We start from the raw sequence: 15,145 nt of genomic DNA on the forward strand, positions 1-15,145 counted from the left end.
GCAGCTTGGCGATGAAGTCACATCCTATTTTGAGCTGCGCTATCTGGCCGAGGGCGCGCCGGGCGGTTGGGATGATGCGACGGTGTTGAGCGCCTATGTTGCGGCCAATCACATCACCTTGCCTGGCGTAAACGGGCGATATTTCATCAAAGCGGTTTCGGTTTTTGGTATCTTGAGCGTCACAGATGCAGAGATTCTTGTGGTGAACGCGGAAGTGATCGGCGGGGTTTTGGGTCTTTCCATCGATGCTGCGCAAACTGCTGCCGATAGCGCCGCCGCCGACGCCACACAGGCTCTGGCGGATGCTGTGACGGTGCAGACCAATCTGGCACAAGAGGTCGTGGACCGCGCTGCCGCCGTGCAATTGGCTCGCGATGAATTGGGGGTTGATATTACGGCGGCGGCTGGCTCTGCCACTGCTGACGTTGTGGCCGCGCAGGACGCACGCGACATCGCACTCGGGGCGGCCTCCTCCGCGACGACCTCAGAGGGCGTCGTGGTAACCGCTCAGGATGCGATCCACTACGAGATCAACACTCTTGGACCATCAAAACTCCGTGCCCCTGAGACTGCCTGGACAGGAAACTCTACCACACAATCCGATCCGGCCTCGAAACCCAGTATCGCAGCGACTTCGCTAAAAACCGGAGATGCGGATTTCGGCGATTGTTTCGAGTTTCCAACCGCGGTCAATACTATTGTTGGACCCGCCAAAATCTACGAGTGGGACTCTGACAAAGTCTATGAGGTGACCGTCACATTCAAAACTATCGATAATGGTGTGGGGGTGTCCAATAATCAGCTCGGAATGACCCTGTATCAAGGGCCTCTGCGTGATGGCACAGTAACCAATAAACAAGCCTCAGTTGGAAGCCACGTGGTGGCTGATGGGGTGCAGAGAAAAACAGTCTGGTTCTACGCAAGCACTCATGAGATTAATGGGTTGGCAATCGAACCGGCTTATGTGGATGTGTCCTATGGGGTCGTGGTGTCGTCCGCCACGAACGCCAACAATAACGGAGCCATGTTTCACCTACGCCAAAACGCTGGCACGGGAAACACCACCCTGCAGCGGGTTTCCTCGTTTGAAGTCAAAGACGTAACCGCCTTGGCCTTGGCCCTGGTTGCTGAACAGGCTGCTTCCGGTAGCGCATTGGCATCCGCCACGTCCGAGACAAACGCTGGAGCCTCCGCCACGACAGCCAGTCAGCAAGCCGCCATAGCCACAACCGAACGTATCGCTGCACAAACTGCACAGGGGGGTGCCGAAACGGCGCAGTCAGCCGCCGCTGCCTCAGTAACAACCGCGGCGGGCCACGCTGCCTCCGCCGGCACACAGGCCACGAACTCAGCCAACAGCGCCACAGCCTCAGGTAACTCTGCTACTGCTTCTGCTGCCAGCGAAGCAGTTGCAACAACCAAGGCTGGAGAAGCCGGTGTATCCGCCGCGGCATCACAAACCTCTGCGGATCTATCGTCACAGATTTCGTCACAAGGGGCAGGCGTTCTCGCCTTCCCGAACCTGACAGTGTCTGATGCCAATAACTGGAACCGATGGGCTGGTGGGGGCACTCTGACTATCACAGATAACCAGGTCTTCCCCTCGGGCAAGAGCTGGCGTTTCAATGTTGCCACTGGTGAAGATACTGGGATTTATACAGCGAGTGACCGCACTGGATGGATCGGTGTAGAGAACGCAGCAGCCTATGCCATCGAGGTCGTGTTTACATTACACTCTGGTTCTTTGACAGGTTCTGGTTTGCGCCTGGATTGGGACAAAACGGGCTCTGTTGATGACGTAAGACATCAAATGAAACTCATAGACATGAACCTGTCGGGGAACACAGGCGGCGTTCAAACTGCCACACATGTTCTGAAGAAGCCCCCAACCGGCAACACATTTTCACGTCATAGTCTTTGGGTTTTTGTAAACTACCAAAACAACTTTGGCACCTCGAGCGCAAAGGATATAGAATTCCATCGAATATTCCTGCGACCCGCTACAGCCGAGGAGCTTGGTAGTGGCGAAGTCGGGGCGGCTGTCCAGGCGACGCTGGATCAAAGTTACTACACGTCCGCGCAGGCAGATAGCGCCATTTCGAACGCAACCACGACGCTTCAATCTACAATGGAAGGCACAGGTGGATCGGTAGAGGCCGCGCAGGATGCTGCACAAGCCGCCCAAGGAACGGCTGATACTGTGACTGCTGATCTGGCCAGTAATTATTTCACCATTGCACAAACCGGTAGCGAGATTGCTGCCGCTTCCGGTGTGTCGCTCGATCTGGCCGCGAAAAGCGCGGCGGCGGGCGTTTCATCGCTACAAACCATTCCTTTGTCAGATGTCGACGCAAATGCGTGGTCGGTCTGGGGCGGTCAAGGCATCCGAACCGTATCCGACAATTCACTGTATCCCTCTGGCAAAGAATGGCGCTTCAACCTGACTGCCCTTGAATTACATGCCATAGAGATGAGATCCAACAGACCGTTCTGGGTCGGTCCAGCAGGAGAACAAGATTATTACATCGAGGTAGAGTTCACCCTACACTCGGGCGTCTTGGATGGTGCCGGAGTTTACATAGCAAACTACAATACCGATGGCAGCATTGTCAGCGGCGCTGTATTTAATACTTTTGCGACCATGGACACCTTGTCTGGAAAAACTGGCGAGGTTCAGAAAGCCACTCACATTCAGAAAGCCCCGCCGCCTTTGGCTGAAACTTATGCCTACACCCGGTGCCTTGTGTTCCTGAATTGGAATTGGTTTCCAAACGATGACATGTCGGCAAAAGATATCACTATTCATTCGGTGATCATCCGTCCAGCCTCACAAACAGGTTTGCTGGATGCTCGTCTGAATGAGCTGCGCAAAGTATCCACAGGTAGTGGTTCGGCCTTCGCCAGCCTGATGTCACAGATGGAAGTCAGCGCTGGTGGAGTGTCCGCGAAGATCACTGATTTCTCCGCGACAAAGGCTGATGTGGATGGCTACGCTGCCGCCTTCACTGGTATGTCAGCGCAGGTCTCAGGTGGCCAGGTAGCAGCCATTAAGTTGACAAGTTGGGCCGACCCGGATGGATCAGGTGGTGCGGTCATTGACATGTCTGGGGATGTTATCGCCCCTGGCACGCTGTCAACAAATCGCCTGACTGTCGGGTTGCAACAGAACCTTATTCAGAATGCTGATTTCGCGGATGGTAAACTCGGGTGGTCCTTCGGTGGACCAGGGGGAGTAGCGGCAGAGAGTAGTCTTAATGTTCGCACCCCACCACAGACCTATTCGGGGCCGAATTATCAGACACTGGGCATGTATCAGAATGGCACAGCAACTGATGGCTATACGGATTGCAATAACTCAGGCTTTGACGCCACCGGGTCTACGGGTTTTGGTATCAGCGTTACGCCGGGGGAGTGGATCTCGGCCTCACTCCGCGCCGCAACAATCCGCTGCAGTGGGCATATCCACCTGCTTTGGTATGACGTCACTGGTGCTTATATCGGCACGTCGGCAACCACAGCTATTCCAGGCCCTACCGTTGGTTCCTCGACCGATCCACGTAGCTGGCCGTCTTTTTCAGTTCCCGCACACCAAGCCCCAGCTGGTGCGGCCTATGTAAAATTGAACATCCGCAAGTTTGGCACGCTATCCTCCACCAGTAGCTGGCTGTTTTGGGTGGAGCCGATGCTGGCCCGGTCGCACGCGGATGCCACCGGGTTCATGCCGTATTCACCACCCGGCACGACCTATATCAATGGTGCCCGTATCATCACCGGGTCGATTACCGCCGATCATATTATGGTTGAGAATCTCGCTGCGCTGAATATTCAGGTTGTCTCCGCTGATATCGCCAATGGGGCTATCACCAATGCCAAGATCGGGTCAGCCGCCATTGATACGGCTAAGATCGCAGATGCTGCCATCACGAATGCAAAGATCGCAGACATACTTCAGTCTGACAATTTTGTGGCAAACACTTCCGGCTGGAATATCAATTACAATGGCGACGCCGAATTCAATAGTCTAGTCGTGCGTGAGTCAAATATTGAGGATGGAGCGGTAACGGAGGCCGACAGCGACACTCGTGCTGATGGCTTATTTAATACAACCATTTGGACCACATTGATGTCTGTGACCATTTTGAGTGACAATCTCTTGACATCAATCATGGCCCAATTCTCAATGGACGTATCTGGTGGGGGAGGCGCTGGTGACTCGGTTTTGGAGGTGAGGGTTTTAGAAGGGGCGAATGTTATTACTCAACCAGAGACCTTCACTGCAACCGATGCCAGTGGAGCCTTATTCTTCCGGATCCGGGGGGATTATATTGGCGCAGGGACTTTTCATTTCCAAATGAAATTTACCAGCGGCCCATCAGCCGATCTTTCGAACACAAAAATGTTCGCCCAAGTGAACAAGAAATAAGTAGGGGAAATAATTTGAAACGCCTGAATATCTACGCAATATCGACCGGCATTATCTAGGCCCATTTGCCTCAAAATGATCCGACTATTCATTGGCTGGAAATCACGGTCATTCTTGCCATGTGGGTATCACAGAATGAAGCAGAAGACGGAAACAGTTAGAAGGGGCAGGCGATGACAGACCCGAAAAGCAATTTTACTCAGGACGAACGCGCGACCCTTCATTCATTGGCCGAGATGTTCCAGGATAAGGAAAGCCGGGACGAACTGCGCAAGCTGGTGCAGTCAGGAACCACCCTGCGCGAGCTGGTGCTGGCCTATAAAGTCAATCGCCGGATGATGATGCTGTTGAAAGCATCTGGCGGATTGATCGTTCTGGTGGCGGCTGTGGTGGCGGCGGTGCGGGGGATGAGTATCTGGCTCTGGCCGCGATAAACATCACGAGAATCAGAATACAGATGCCGCCCCCTGAGGCGGTTTTTTCTTTGAAAGAGAGGAAGGCCTCAAATGAAGATGGTAAAAAACTGGCAGGGCATCCTGCTGCACAGCTTTGCGCTGCACCTGACCTATTGGGGGCTGGTTATCTTGCTGGCGGCCGTGATCGCTGGCCTGGGGTTCGGTCGTCATCTGATCAACCCCGAGGCGCTGCTTTATCTCAGCACCATTCTGCTGGTCCTGACGCCGTTTGGTCGCGTCATCGCGCAAGGGCTTGGCGATGGCACCGCGCGCCCGCGCATCTGGAAAAGCATCATGTTGTCCGGGGGCGTGGTCGCTGTGATCCTTGCGCTCAGCACCGCTGTTGCGCGGGCCCAGGAACCGACCCTGCTGGCAATGTCGGAGTATCCAAGGGGCGACCCTGTGATCTCGCAGGAAATCACATGGGAGGTAACGGCCCCGCTTGCCATCCCGCTGGTCGCCCGGTGGGAAGGGCTGCGAACAACGGCTTATCTCGACACCATTGCAAGCCCGCCGGTCTGGACCATCTGCTACGGCGAAACCGACAACGTGACCCCGAATGAAGTGCGAACCGTCGCCGAATGTGAGGCGGGGCTGAGCACCGGCCTGCGTCAGTATTGGCGCGGCTGGATGAACTCTGTTTCCGAGATTGCGGCCACGCAATATCTGACACCACATCGCAGTGCATCATTTGCGTCGTGGACCTGGAACATCGGCATAGGTGCCGCGCAAAGATCGACTGCCACCCGTCGCCTGAATGCTGGCCGGATCCGTGGGGCCTGTGAGGCCATGACATGGTTCAACCGCGCCGGGGGCATTGTTATTCGTGGCCTCGTAAATCGGCGCGGATTTGAACAGGAATATTGTCTGGTTGGGCTGGCCTGATGTTCGGCCTGAACCTGAAAATCCTTGGCCTTGGCGCAGTCATTGCCGCCGCAGGCTTCGGCTACGGGGCTTTCAAGGACGGGCAGACCCAACGCGCCTTACGCGACAGGGATGCCGCTCAGGCAAGCCTGCTGGCCGTCAGGGGCGAGCTGCGCAACTGCGCGATCCGAATGCTGGATATTAGGGAGGATGCTGCCAGTGACCTTGAGATTGATCAAATCCCCGATGAGCGTCTTTCTGACCGCGTTCCTCCTCACTGGCTGCGCGACCCCGCCGCCGGTGGTCCCGCCAGCGATTGATGGTGTATTCTTCTGCGATGTGGAAGAGCCGCGCCGGTTCAGCCAGGAAGAGATCGACTGGCGGGCAGCCAATGCTGCATGGAATCTGAGGCGGGATTTTCAAACGAACGTGACATGGGACCGTGAATGTGTCGCTGAAACGCCGGAGTGATGCAATGAAAGCTCTGATCCTCGCCATCGCCATCGCATTGGCAACTGCGACCGTATCCAACGCCCAGATCACCCGAACCATCTGCGGCGATCGCGATCAGATCGTTGACACCCTGACGGGCCGGTTTGGCGAGGTGCGGCAAAGCTGGGGCATGGGGCCGAACAATCGCATCGTGGAGGTCTTCGCCTCGGAAGAAACCGGCACCTGGACCATCACCATAACGTCGCCCAATGGCACCACGTGTCTGGTTGCGGCGGGCCAGTTCTGGGAAAACTTGGCGCGGGTTCCGGCGGGGGATCCGCTGTAGATAAATTGGCAAGGTGTCCCACGCCCGAAATTTCGTGGGACACCTTTCACTGTAGCACGTTGAATAATAACGGAAAATTTAGACGGTTGGTAGGCCCGGCAGGACTTGAACCCGCAACCAAAGCGTTATGAGCGCTCTGCTCTAACCAATTGAGCTACAGGCCCGCCTGGGCGGCAGGGATAACAGGATGGCAACCCGGGTCAAGCCGGGAACCGCGGGACCGGAGCCGGAAACAGGATGGGATCGCCCGAAAATTCGGTTCTCACCGGGGCGGTGGCGGTATTGTCCATTGCGGGTTTTTTGCCGCGCGCCCCTTATGGACAGGCTCGCGCCGCGCTGTTAGCAGGGCGCGACAAGGATGGAGCGCGCCATGACACAGAAAACCGACGGGCTGACCTATGCGCAGGCAGGGGTCGATATTGATGCCGGCAACGCGTTGGTGGAGCGCATCAAACCGGCCGCAAAAGCCACCATGCGCCCGGGCGTGATGGCCGGGCTTGGCGGCTTCGGGGCGCTGTTCGATCTCAGGGATGCCGGCTATTCCGATCCGGTTCTGGTGGCCGCGACCGACGGGGTCGGCACCAAGCTGCGGATCGCGATTGATACCGGAAACTATGACACGATCGGCATTGATCTGGTCGCCATGTGTGTCAACGATCTGATCTGCCAGGGGGCAGAGCCTCTGTTTTTCCTCGACTATTTCGCAACCGGAAAGCTGGAACTCGACAGTGCCGCCCGGATCATCGAGGGCATCGCAGAGGGCTGCAAGCTCTCGGCTGTGGCCCTGATCGGTGGTGAGACGGCGGAAATGCCGGGCATGTATGCCAAGGGCGATTTCGACCTTGCGGGCTTTGCCGTGGGCGCGATGGAACGCGGCCAGCATCTGCCGCGCGATATTGGCGCAGGCGATATTCTGCTCGGGCTGGCCTCGGACGGGGTGCATTCCAACGGCTTTTCGCTGGTGCGCCGGATCGTCGAACGCTCGGGGCTGGGCTGGGATGCGGACTGCCCGTTTGGCCCCGGCACGCTTGGCCAGGCCTTGCTGACACCGACGCGGCTCTATGTGACCTCGACATTGGCGGCGCTGCGGGCGGGGGCGGTCAACGGGTTGGCCCATATCACCGGCGGCGGCCTGACCGAGAACCTGCCACGCGTTCTGCCGCAGGGGCTGCGGGCTGAGATCGACCTGGATGGCTGGGATCTGCCGCCGGTATTTGGCTGGCTGGCCAAAACCGGTGCCATGGCCGAGGCCGAGTTGCTGAAAACCTTCAATGCCGGTATCGGCATGGTCGCGGTGGTGCCGGCCGCGCGCGCCGAGCAGGCCGCGGCCATCTTGCGCGAAGGCGGCGAGACGGTCCATGTCATCGGCCGGATCGGCACGGGCGAGGGTCTGACCTACCGGGGCGCGCTTTTGTGACAAAACGGGTCGCCATCCTGATCTCGGGCGGCGGCTCCAACATGGCGGCGCTGGTCGACAGCATGGTGGGCGACCACCCGGCGCGGCCATGCCTGGTGCTGGCCAATTCGGATATGGCGGGGGGGCTGGAAAAGGCCCGCGCGCGCGCCATCCCGACGGCTGTTGTTGACCATCGGCCCTATCGTGGTGACCGCGAGGCATTTCAGGCCGCGCTGGCCCGCGCCCTGGATGCGGCCCGCCCCGATATCATCTGCCTGGCCGGGTTCATGCGTGTCCTGACGGCCAGTTTCACAACCCGCTATGGCGGTCGGATGCTGAATATCCACCCCTCTTTGCTGCCAAAATATCGCGGCCTCGATACCCATGCCCGTGTCTTGCAGGCCGGTGATACGGTCCATGGCTGCACGGTTCATGAGGTGACCGCGGAATTGGATGAGGGCCCCATTCTGGGCCAGGCGCAGGTGCCGGTTCTGCCGGGCGATAGCCCCGAGGATCTGGCGGCGCGGGTTCTGGTTGCCGAACACCGCCTTTACCCCGCCGTGCTGCGCCGTTTTGCGCGCGGGGACAGGAGGCCGGTGATCCTGCCCGTCTGAGCCAAGCCTTTTCATTCCGGCGTGGCTGGCCTATGACGTAAAACCACAGGCCGCAGACACCCCAAGCGTGGCCCAAGAACACCAACAAACACAGGTCCATCCTTCCCGTGCCAAAGACCCTTACAACCACCGACGCGCTGGCCGAGTTTTGCGCCCGTGCAGCCGATGTTCCCTATGTCACCGTCGATACCGAGTTTCTGCGCGAACGCACCTATTATGCGCAGCTCTGCCTGGTGCAACTGGCGCTGCCGGGCACCGATGATGCCGATGCCGTGCTGGTCGATCCGCTGGCCGATACGTTGTCGCTTGATCCGCTGTTTGACCTGTTTCGCAATGAAAACGTGGTCAAGGTGTTCCATGCCGCCCGGCAGGATCTGGAGATCTTCCATGTCGATGGCGATGTGATGCCGACCCCGATATTCGATACCCAGGTTGCGGCCATGGTCTGCGGGTTTGGCGAACAGGTGGGATATGAGACATTGGTGCGCAAGATCGCCAAGGCGGGTCTGGATAAGTCCTCGCGCTTTACCGATTGGTCGCGCAGGCCGCTATCGGATGCGCAGAAAATCTATGCGCTGGCCGATGTCACGCATCTGCGCCAGATCTACGAATATCTCGCGGCCGAACTGGCGCGCACCGGGCGCACGCCCTGGGTTGAGGAAGAGCTGAAAAATCTCACCAATCGCGACGCCTATGTGGTGGAGCCTGAAAACGCCTGGAAACGGCTGAAAACGCGCACCAATTCCGGCAAGTTTCTGGCCATCCTGCGCGAATTGGCACGCTATCGTGAGGAAACCGCGCAAAGCCGCAATGTGCCGCGCAGCCGGATCATGAAAGATGACCTGCTGATGGAGCTGGCCTCGACCAAACCGCGCACCGTGCAGGATCTGGGAAAATCCCGGCTGTTGCAGCGCGAGGGGCGCAAGGGCGATGCGGCCGAGGCGATATTGGCCGCCGTCCGGCGCGGCATGGAGATCGCGCCCGAGGATATGCCGAAAGCGCCCGCGATGCGGGATAAATCACAGCTGAACCCGGCGCTGGCCGATCTGTTACGGGTGCTGTTGAAGGCCAAGGCCGAAAATGCGGGCGTGGCGCAAAAGCTGATCGCCTCCAGCGCCGATCTGGATGATATCGCCTGCGGCGGGCGCGATGGGCTCTGGGCGCATGGCTGGCGCCACGAGGTTTTCGGGGCCGATGCGCTGCGCCTGTGCGACGGTCAGATTGCGCTGTCGGCCAAGGGCCAGAAGGTCACGGTCATTCCGCTGTGATGGTGGGTTACTGACGCCGCACACTGCGCCGGTTCTGCTGCGCAATCACGGTAATGGAGCGGATGCCGGCCAGATCGAATTGCGACAGGGCGGTGCCGGCCAGAATTTCACGCGATCTTTGGGTGCTGACCCGGGTATTGGGCTCGACCGGCTGGTAGACGCGAAACTCGAACACCAATTCGCCATTTTCGCGGCTGACCTCGACCAGATCGGCCTCCCAATAGCCTTGCCGTGGCGGCAGGCCGATGGCGCTGATCACGGCACCGCCGGGATTGGGCACGACATCGAGGCTGACAATTTCGGCGACCAGCGACCGCCCGTCGATCTCTGCCACCGTTTCGACAACCGCGATGCGCTGTTCGCGGTCACCGCCAAACCAGTTCAACGGGTTCAGGCGTGACGCGCAACCGGCCAGGCCAAGCACCACCAGAAGGGGGATCAAAATCCGAAAATTCATCAACGCTCTCCGCATCATTCCCTCATTGCCTAGCGCATTGGCCGGGCGAAGAAAAGCGCCTCTGGACCTTTGCCGCGCCTCATCCTACCTAAAGCGCATTGCGTTTGATGTGAATCATCTTTGCCGCCCGAACGCGATCGGAATCGCGATCGCTGCCTCAGCGGCAAGATGATGCAGTGTCTCGGATAAAACGCAAAACGCTGTAGATTGGCGAATGACGGGAGAGAGCAATGGCCACCGAAGCCTTTGAGGAAATCGCCGAGACCTTTGAATTCCTGGACGATTGGGAAGACCGCTATCGCCATGTGATCGAGTTGGGCAAGGCCATGGCCCCGCTGGAGGAGGCCTTTCGGGTGCCCGCCACCAAGGTCGATGGCTGCGCCTCGCAGGTCTGGCTGTTGCCCGAGATCGAGGGCCGGGGCCCCGAGGCCAGGTTTCGCTTTCGCGGCGAAAGCGATGCCATGATCGTGCGCGGGCTGATCGCGGTGCTGGCCGCACTTTATAACGGGCTCAGCGTGTCTGAAGTGCTGCGGGTGGATGCGGGCGGCGAATTGGCGCGGCTTGGGCTGAACGACCATCTGTCGGCGCAACGCTCCAACGGGCTGCGCGCGATGGTGGAACGGATCCGGGCTTTGGCCGGGCAGGCGGCCGCGGCTTAAGTTTTGGCACGCATCTGGGCGACATCTTCAAGCTCGGTTGCCAGATCCCCGTATCCGGTGTGGCGCAGCTCGAAATCCAACTTCAAGAACGCCGCGCAAGCCTTTGCTTTTTCGATTAAATCCGGATTGTCCGTCTGTGCCTCATAGACCAGTTTGGTGTAGTTTCCAAAATACATGTCACGCAGATCCGGGTGCCGATCAAGCCCCAGGGGTCTGGTCACGAATGCATCAAACTGACGGACCAGAAAATCGGTCAGATAAAAGGCCGTGATCTCATCATCATGGGCGGCAAAGGCGTCATTGCCCTCAAAAAATGAATAACAATGCGGGCCGCGCATCATCGTCACGCCCAGGGCATCGCAACGCGCCTGCAACAGCCCGCCAGTGCCGCAATCGGCGTAGACGACAAAGATATCATCATATCCGGCGCGGTGTTTTCTGACGGTGGCCTCAACCAGATCAGGGATTTTTTCGGGGCTGTTATGCAGGATTGCAGGCAGGCAGTGCAGGTCAAGATGATCCCAGCCGTTCAACCGTTTCAGGGCCAGAATCTCATGCGCCAGCGCGCCGCAGGCCAATAGCAATATCCGCCCCTGGCCAGATGCTGCCAGGCCATCGCCGGTCAGAATGGCGGGGTTAGGCGAACAGGCCATGTTCAGCGCCTCCGCCCGCGCTGCGCAAGCAACAGCACCAGGGCAGCGGCCAGCAGAACGGGGGCCACCAATGATGGGCCGATAATTTGCGGCACGATCAGCGCCGCGATCAGGATCGTGCCCGAAGCAGCCGCAATAACGCCCGCAATCAGGATGAAAATGCGCGTGTTCATGCGCGCAATATGGGCCCGGAGCGCGGGTTTGCCTAGGGTCGGGACCCATTAATCCTGCATCACTGGTTTGACAGATTTTTTCTCTGACAAGGCGCGGGGTGCATGTCAATCTGGTTGATTTTCAAAGCCCTGGAACGCGGTCAGGGGGAAAATCCGTCAAATCCGAAAGGAGGCTGATTTGCCCTCATCTCAGTGTCTCGGCGCGCTTGAAAATGGAGCCACCATTACCGGCGCGCGCCAAACCACTGATGTTTCGGCAAGTAAGGAGGATAAGAAATTGATCCGGGGGATCAATTTCCCGACGAACGCGCCAGTGGCGCAGGATTAATGGGTCCTGACCCTTGGGCTGCGGCGACCCGATCCGGCCCGTGGCCGACTCTCTTGAAACTCGAGCCGGTCATGGTAGGGTTTGCTCAGTTTCACGATGCTCATTCAGGGACAGGAGATATTAATGGAGCGTTTTACGACATTTGACGGGCGCATCGGGCGTCAGGATTGGTGGATTGGCATTGGTATTCTGGTTGTCATCGCGATCGGTCTGGCGCTGATCACCGGCTTTATCTTTGGAGACGGATTTTTCGGACGTCTGATTCAGCTGATTATTTCGCTGGTCCTGTTGGCGCTGTTTGCCGGGCTGTCGGTTCGTCGCCTGCATGATCGCAACAAAGCGGCCAATCCCTGGCTGATCATCTTTGTCGCGCCGTCGCTTTTGTATAATGTGATGAACCTGTTCGGCATCGGATTTACGCGCGTTGAATTCATGGGCGAAAGTCTGATGATGCCGGGATTTCTGGCGCGCGTGGTGATGTTTGCCTCAGCCGTGGTCGGTATCTGGGCGTTGGTTGAGCTTGGTATTCTGAAAGGCTCCGACGGCGAAAATGATTTTGGCCCCGATCCGCTGCAATAACGCCTAGCGCGTCCGCCGCGGCGGAATTTGGGTCAATGCAAGACCGGCAAGAATGATGGCCCCGCCGACCAGATCGCGCGGGGTCAGGCTTTCGCCCAGAACGACCGCCGCCACCGCCATGCCGACAACCGGAATCAGCAAGGCGAAAGGCGTGACCGATGCGGCCGGGTGGCGGGCCAGCAGCGCGCCCCAGATCGAATAGCCCAGAACGGTCGAGGCCAGCGCCACATAGATCACCGCCAGCCAGCCCTGCACCGAGATCGCCGCGATGGTTGCGAAGGGGGAGGGCGATTCCAGCAATAGCGACAGGGCCAGCATCGGAATTGGCGGCACCAGGCTGGCCCAGATGAACAGCGCCAGCGTGTCGAGCCGGCCCACCCGTTTCAGCACCAGATTGCCAAGCGCCCAGGACAGTGCAGCCATCAAGATAAGAAACAGCCCCAGCCCGGTAACCGCGCCGCCCGTAGAGGTGGCAAAAACGCCAAGCCCGGCCAGCGCCATGACAAGGCCCGCAGCCTGCAGGGGCCGCAACCATTCGCCAAGGATAATCAGCGACAGCAGGATCGTCAGCGGCACCTGGATCTGAATCAGCAACGAGGCCAGCCCGGCACTGGCGTCAGACCTGAGGGCGGCGAACAGGAAGGCAAACTGCGCCATATTGATCAGGGCCCCAACGGCGAGGATCTTGCCCCAGCCGATTGCGGGGCGTTTCAGGACCGCCAGCAGCGGCAGCAGGATGGCAAAGCGCAGGGCGACGAACAAAAATGGCGGCACCTCCTCCAAGGCCAGTTTCATGGCGGTGAAATTGCTGCCCCAGGCCAGAATGACCAGCCCAATCAGGGCCAGATCACGCCCCGGCATCGGGGATGATTTCCTGGCGGCCCGCATGCGTCAGCAGCCAGACGCGCCGGCCTTCGATCACCACCGCAGACAAGGCCCCGCCATAGGCCGCCCCGGTGTCGATCGCCAGCCGGTTGCCGTGATGTTCAACCCTGTCCACCGGTGTGTGGCCATGCACGACAAGGGGTCCGTGATCGCGGGTATCATCCAGAAACTCGGCCCGGATCCAGTAGAGATCTTCCGGGTCCTGCCGGTCAAGCGCCACACCGGGGCGGATTCCGGCGTGAACGAACAGGCACTCATCCTGCGCGAAGCTTAGCGGCAGGCCTGCCAGGAAGGTCAGGTGTCGCTCTGGCACCAGCGCCATTGCCTGGGCATGGATATCGGGCAGGGGGGTGTCGATATCGACCCCGTAAGAGGTGAGCGTCTCCTGACCGCCAAGGCGCGGGTTGAGCCATGTCAGATCGGGCCGCAGGCGCCGATCTCGTTGCGGCGGGCTCTGCATGAAGTGCACAAACATGTTGTCATGATTGCCTCGCAGCACGGTGATGCGCGGGTCGGAGCGGGTGAGTTCAATGAAGCGCTCGACGGTGGCGGCACTTTCCGGGCCACGATCAATCAGATCACCGATCTGGACCAGCGGCGCGGTCTGGTCGCGGGTCCGCGCCCGATCTTCCTCGATCAGCGCCAGCGCGGTTTCCAGCTTGGATAGCTGGCCGTGAACGTCTCCGATGGCATAGATTCGCATGTGCGCAGATGACCGGGCGGAGTGTGCAAAGGCAAGGGCGGCATTGGGGGCGCTGCCCCCCGCCGCCTTTGGCGACGCCCCCCGGAGTATTTTCACAAAGAAGAAGGGGGGCGGGGGCGTTAACCTTAATATGTGGCAAACGGCACCCGCCCGGTGGCTGTATCGGGCCAGCGGGCGGGCAAATCGTGGATGGTGATGGGGCTCAGGCCTCGATGGCCATCTGGTTGTGTTTGCGCGCGATGAATTCTTTGGCCGTTTCCACCGCGACGGCGGCGTCCCGGCAATAGGCGTCGGCCCCGATGGCTTTGCCAAATTCCTCGTTCAGCGGCGCGCCGCCAACCAGAACGATGTAATCCCCGCGAATGCCCTGTTCGACCATCGTGTCGATAACGACCTTCATGTAGGGCATCGTTGTCGTCAGCAGCGCCGACATGCCCAAAATGTCGGGCTGTTCGGTTTCCAGCGCCTCCAGATAGCTTTCGACGGCGTTGTTGATGCCCAGATCGACCACTTCAAAACCGGCACCCTCCATCATCATCGACACCAGGTTCTTGCCGATATCGTGGATGTCGCCCTTGACCGTGCCAATTACCATCTTGCCGACGCGCGGCGCGCCGGTTGCGATCAGCAGCGGTTTCAGGATGAACATGCCGCCCTTCATCGCATTGGCCGCAAGCAGCACTTCGGGGACGAAGAGGATACCATCGCGGAAATCCTGACCCACAATGGTCATGCCACCGACCAGGGCTTCGGTCAGGACCCTGTAGGGGGCCCAACCGCGCCCCAGCAGGATGTTCACGCCCTCCTCGATCTCTTCCTTCAACCCGTCATAAAGGTCGTCGAACATTTGCTGCACAAGCTCTTCATCGTCGAGCTCGGACAGGATGATTTCATCTTCGTCAGACATTGT

General features: G+C 59.1%; 16 protein-coding genes and 1 tRNA gene. 10 read left to right on the forward strand and 7 right to left on the reverse strand.

Annotation, left to right across the window (positions count from 1 at the left end; translation table 11 throughout):
- The first annotated feature begins 85 nt into the window (after positions 1 to 85).
- The 5 genes from ACW8PS_RS14195 (at position 86) to ACW8PS_RS14215 (ending at position 6,520) form a co-directional block, all read left to right on the forward strand.
- Positions 86 to 4,423 carry a phage tail tip fiber protein gene (locus ACW8PS_RS14195; RefSeq protein WP_491528149.1) on the forward strand — a complete coding sequence of 1,446 codons (4,338 nt, stop codon included), beginning with the start codon at positions 86 to 88 and terminating at the stop codon, positions 4,421 to 4,423.
- 173 nt (positions 4,424 to 4,596) lie between these two features.
- Entirely contained in the window at positions 4,597 to 4,857 is a 261-nt protein-coding gene (locus ACW8PS_RS14200) for a hypothetical protein (protein WP_491528150.1), read from the forward strand.
- A gap of 72 nt (positions 4,858 to 4,929) precedes the next feature.
- On the forward strand, positions 4,930 to 5,763 hold the full coding sequence (locus tag ACW8PS_RS14205; RefSeq protein ID WP_491528151.1) for a lysozyme: 834 nt from the start codon (positions 4,930 to 4,932) through the stop codon (positions 5,761 to 5,763).
- Positions 5,763 to 6,062: a hypothetical protein gene (locus ACW8PS_RS14210; RefSeq protein WP_491528152.1), complete on the forward strand. Its 300-nt coding sequence runs from the start codon at positions 5,763 to 5,765 to the stop codon at positions 6,060 to 6,062. The genes ACW8PS_RS14205 and ACW8PS_RS14210 overlap by 1 nt, the downstream gene beginning before the upstream one ends.
- 155 nt (positions 6,063 to 6,217) lie before the next feature.
- Positions 6,218 to 6,520: a hypothetical protein gene (locus ACW8PS_RS14215; protein ID WP_491528153.1), complete on the forward strand. Its 303-nt coding sequence runs from the start codon at positions 6,218 to 6,220 to the stop codon at positions 6,518 to 6,520.
- Positions 6,521 to 6,607: 87 nt separating this feature from the next.
- Here ACW8PS_RS14215 and ACW8PS_RS14220 read toward each other — a convergent pair.
- Positions 6,608 to 6,684 (reverse strand) — tRNA-Ile (locus tag ACW8PS_RS14220).
- A 206-nt stretch (positions 6,685 to 6,890) separates the two neighbouring features.
- On the opposite strand from ACW8PS_RS14220, the gene purM reads away from it, so the two are divergent.
- From purM to rnd, 3 genes are all read left to right on the forward strand, one after another.
- Positions 6,891 to 7,937 (forward strand): phosphoribosylformylglycinamidine cyclo-ligase, encoded by a 1,047-nt coding sequence (gene purM, locus ACW8PS_RS14225; protein WP_491528155.1) that lies wholly within the window; start codon positions 6,891 to 6,893, stop codon positions 7,935 to 7,937.
- Complete coding sequence (gene purN / locus ACW8PS_RS14230; protein WP_491528156.1) at positions 7,934 to 8,530, forward strand: phosphoribosylglycinamide formyltransferase; 597 nt, start codon at positions 7,934 to 7,936, stop codon at positions 8,528 to 8,530. Before purM ends, purN begins: the two co-directional genes overlap by 4 nt.
- A 107-nt stretch (positions 8,531 to 8,637) precedes the next feature.
- Entirely contained in the window at positions 8,638 to 9,798 is a 1,161-nt protein-coding gene (gene rnd / locus ACW8PS_RS14235) for a ribonuclease D (protein ID WP_491528158.1), read from the forward strand.
- 7 nt (positions 9,799 to 9,805) lie between these two features.
- Here the strand turns inward: rnd and ACW8PS_RS14240 are convergent, their stop codons facing one another.
- Positions 9,806 to 10,255 carry a hypothetical protein gene (locus ACW8PS_RS14240; protein ID WP_491528159.1) on the reverse strand — a complete coding sequence of 150 codons (450 nt, stop codon included), beginning with the start codon at positions 10,253 to 10,255 and terminating at the stop codon, positions 9,806 to 9,808.
- Between the two features lie 230 nt (positions 10,256 to 10,485).
- Between ACW8PS_RS14240 and ACW8PS_RS14245 the strand changes: the two genes are divergently transcribed.
- On the forward strand, positions 10,486 to 10,914 hold the full coding sequence (locus tag ACW8PS_RS14245; RefSeq protein ID WP_491528160.1) for a SufE family protein: 429 nt from the start codon (positions 10,486 to 10,488) through the stop codon (positions 10,912 to 10,914).
- Here ACW8PS_RS14245 and ACW8PS_RS14250 read toward each other — a convergent pair.
- On the reverse strand, positions 10,911 to 11,567 hold the full coding sequence (locus ACW8PS_RS14250) for a DUF1638 domain-containing protein (RefSeq protein ID WP_491528161.1): 657 nt from the start codon (positions 11,565 to 11,567) through the stop codon (positions 10,911 to 10,913). The genes ACW8PS_RS14245 and ACW8PS_RS14250 overlap by 4 nt on opposite strands.
- A gap of 2 nt (positions 11,568 to 11,569) precedes the next feature.
- Positions 11,570 to 11,740 carry a hypothetical protein gene (locus ACW8PS_RS14255; protein ID WP_491528162.1) on the reverse strand — a complete coding sequence of 57 codons (171 nt, stop codon included), beginning with the start codon at positions 11,738 to 11,740 and terminating at the stop codon, positions 11,570 to 11,572.
- Positions 11,741 to 12,191: 451 nt separating this feature from the next.
- Here ACW8PS_RS14255 and ACW8PS_RS14260 point away from each other — a divergent pair, with 451 nt between their 5' ends.
- A complete protein-coding gene (locus tag ACW8PS_RS14260; RefSeq protein ID WP_491528163.1) occupies positions 12,192 to 12,647 on the forward strand; it encodes a DUF805 domain-containing protein in 456 nt (151 codons plus the stop codon).
- Between the two features lie 3 nt (positions 12,648 to 12,650).
- Here the strand turns inward: ACW8PS_RS14260 and ACW8PS_RS14265 are convergent, their stop codons facing one another.
- The 3 genes from ACW8PS_RS14265 to ACW8PS_RS14275 form a co-directional block, all read right to left on the reverse strand.
- Positions 12,651 to 13,508, reverse strand: coding sequence for an EamA family transporter (locus ACW8PS_RS14265; protein WP_491528164.1), 858 nt, complete (start codon positions 13,506 to 13,508; stop codon positions 12,651 to 12,653).
- On the reverse strand, positions 13,495 to 14,235 hold the full coding sequence (locus ACW8PS_RS14270; RefSeq protein WP_491528165.1) for a metallophosphoesterase family protein: 741 nt from the start codon (positions 14,233 to 14,235) through the stop codon (positions 13,495 to 13,497). Before ACW8PS_RS14270 ends, ACW8PS_RS14265 begins: the two co-directional genes overlap by 14 nt.
- Positions 14,236 to 14,437: 202 nt before the next feature.
- Complete coding sequence (locus ACW8PS_RS14275; protein ID WP_491528166.1) at positions 14,438 to 15,142, reverse strand: corrinoid protein; 705 nt, start codon at positions 15,140 to 15,142, stop codon at positions 14,438 to 14,440.
- Between the last annotated feature and the right edge of the window lie 3 nt (positions 15,143 to 15,145).

The organism is Alterinioella sp. (assembly GCF_058343375.1).

Excerpts from the sequence above, each read along its gene's own strand:
- ACW8PS_RS14275 (WP_491528166.1), bottom strand. The coding sequence starts at position 15,142 with ATGTCTGACGAAGATGAAATCATCCTGTCCGAGCTCGACGATGAAGAG.
- ACW8PS_RS14270 (WP_491528165.1), bottom strand. The coding sequence starts at position 14,235 with ATGCGAATCTATGCCATCGGAGACGTTCACGGCCAGCTATCCAAGCTG.
- ACW8PS_RS14265 (WP_491528164.1), bottom strand. The coding sequence starts at position 13,508 with ATGCCGGGGCGTGATCTGGCCCTGATTGGGCTGGTCATTCTGGCCTGG.
- ACW8PS_RS14240 (WP_491528159.1), bottom strand. The coding sequence starts at position 10,255 with ATGAATTTTCGGATTTTGATCCCCCTTCTGGTGGTGCTTGGCCTGGCC.
- ACW8PS_RS14255 (WP_491528162.1), bottom strand. The coding sequence starts at position 11,740 with ATGAACACGCGCATTTTCATCCTGATTGCGGGCGTTATTGCGGCTGCT.
- ACW8PS_RS14200 (WP_491528150.1), top strand. The coding sequence starts at position 4,597 with ATGACAGACCCGAAAAGCAATTTTACTCAGGACGAACGCGCGACCCTT.
- ACW8PS_RS14250 (WP_491528161.1), bottom strand. The coding sequence starts at position 11,567 with ATGGCCTGTTCGCCTAACCCCGCCATTCTGACCGGCGATGGCCTGGCA.
- ACW8PS_RS14215 (WP_491528153.1), top strand. The coding sequence starts at position 6,218 with ATGAAAGCTCTGATCCTCGCCATCGCCATCGCATTGGCAACTGCGACC.
- ACW8PS_RS14245 (WP_491528160.1), top strand. The coding sequence starts at position 10,486 with ATGGCCACCGAAGCCTTTGAGGAAATCGCCGAGACCTTTGAATTCCTG.
- ACW8PS_RS14210 (WP_491528152.1), top strand. The coding sequence starts at position 5,763 with ATGTTCGGCCTGAACCTGAAAATCCTTGGCCTTGGCGCAGTCATTGCC.
- ACW8PS_RS14205 (WP_491528151.1), top strand. The coding sequence starts at position 4,930 with ATGAAGATGGTAAAAAACTGGCAGGGCATCCTGCTGCACAGCTTTGCG.
- purM (WP_491528155.1), top strand. The coding sequence starts at position 6,891 with ATGACACAGAAAACCGACGGGCTGACCTATGCGCAGGCAGGGGTCGAT.
- ACW8PS_RS14260 (WP_491528163.1), top strand. The coding sequence starts at position 12,192 with ATGGAGCGTTTTACGACATTTGACGGGCGCATCGGGCGTCAGGATTGG.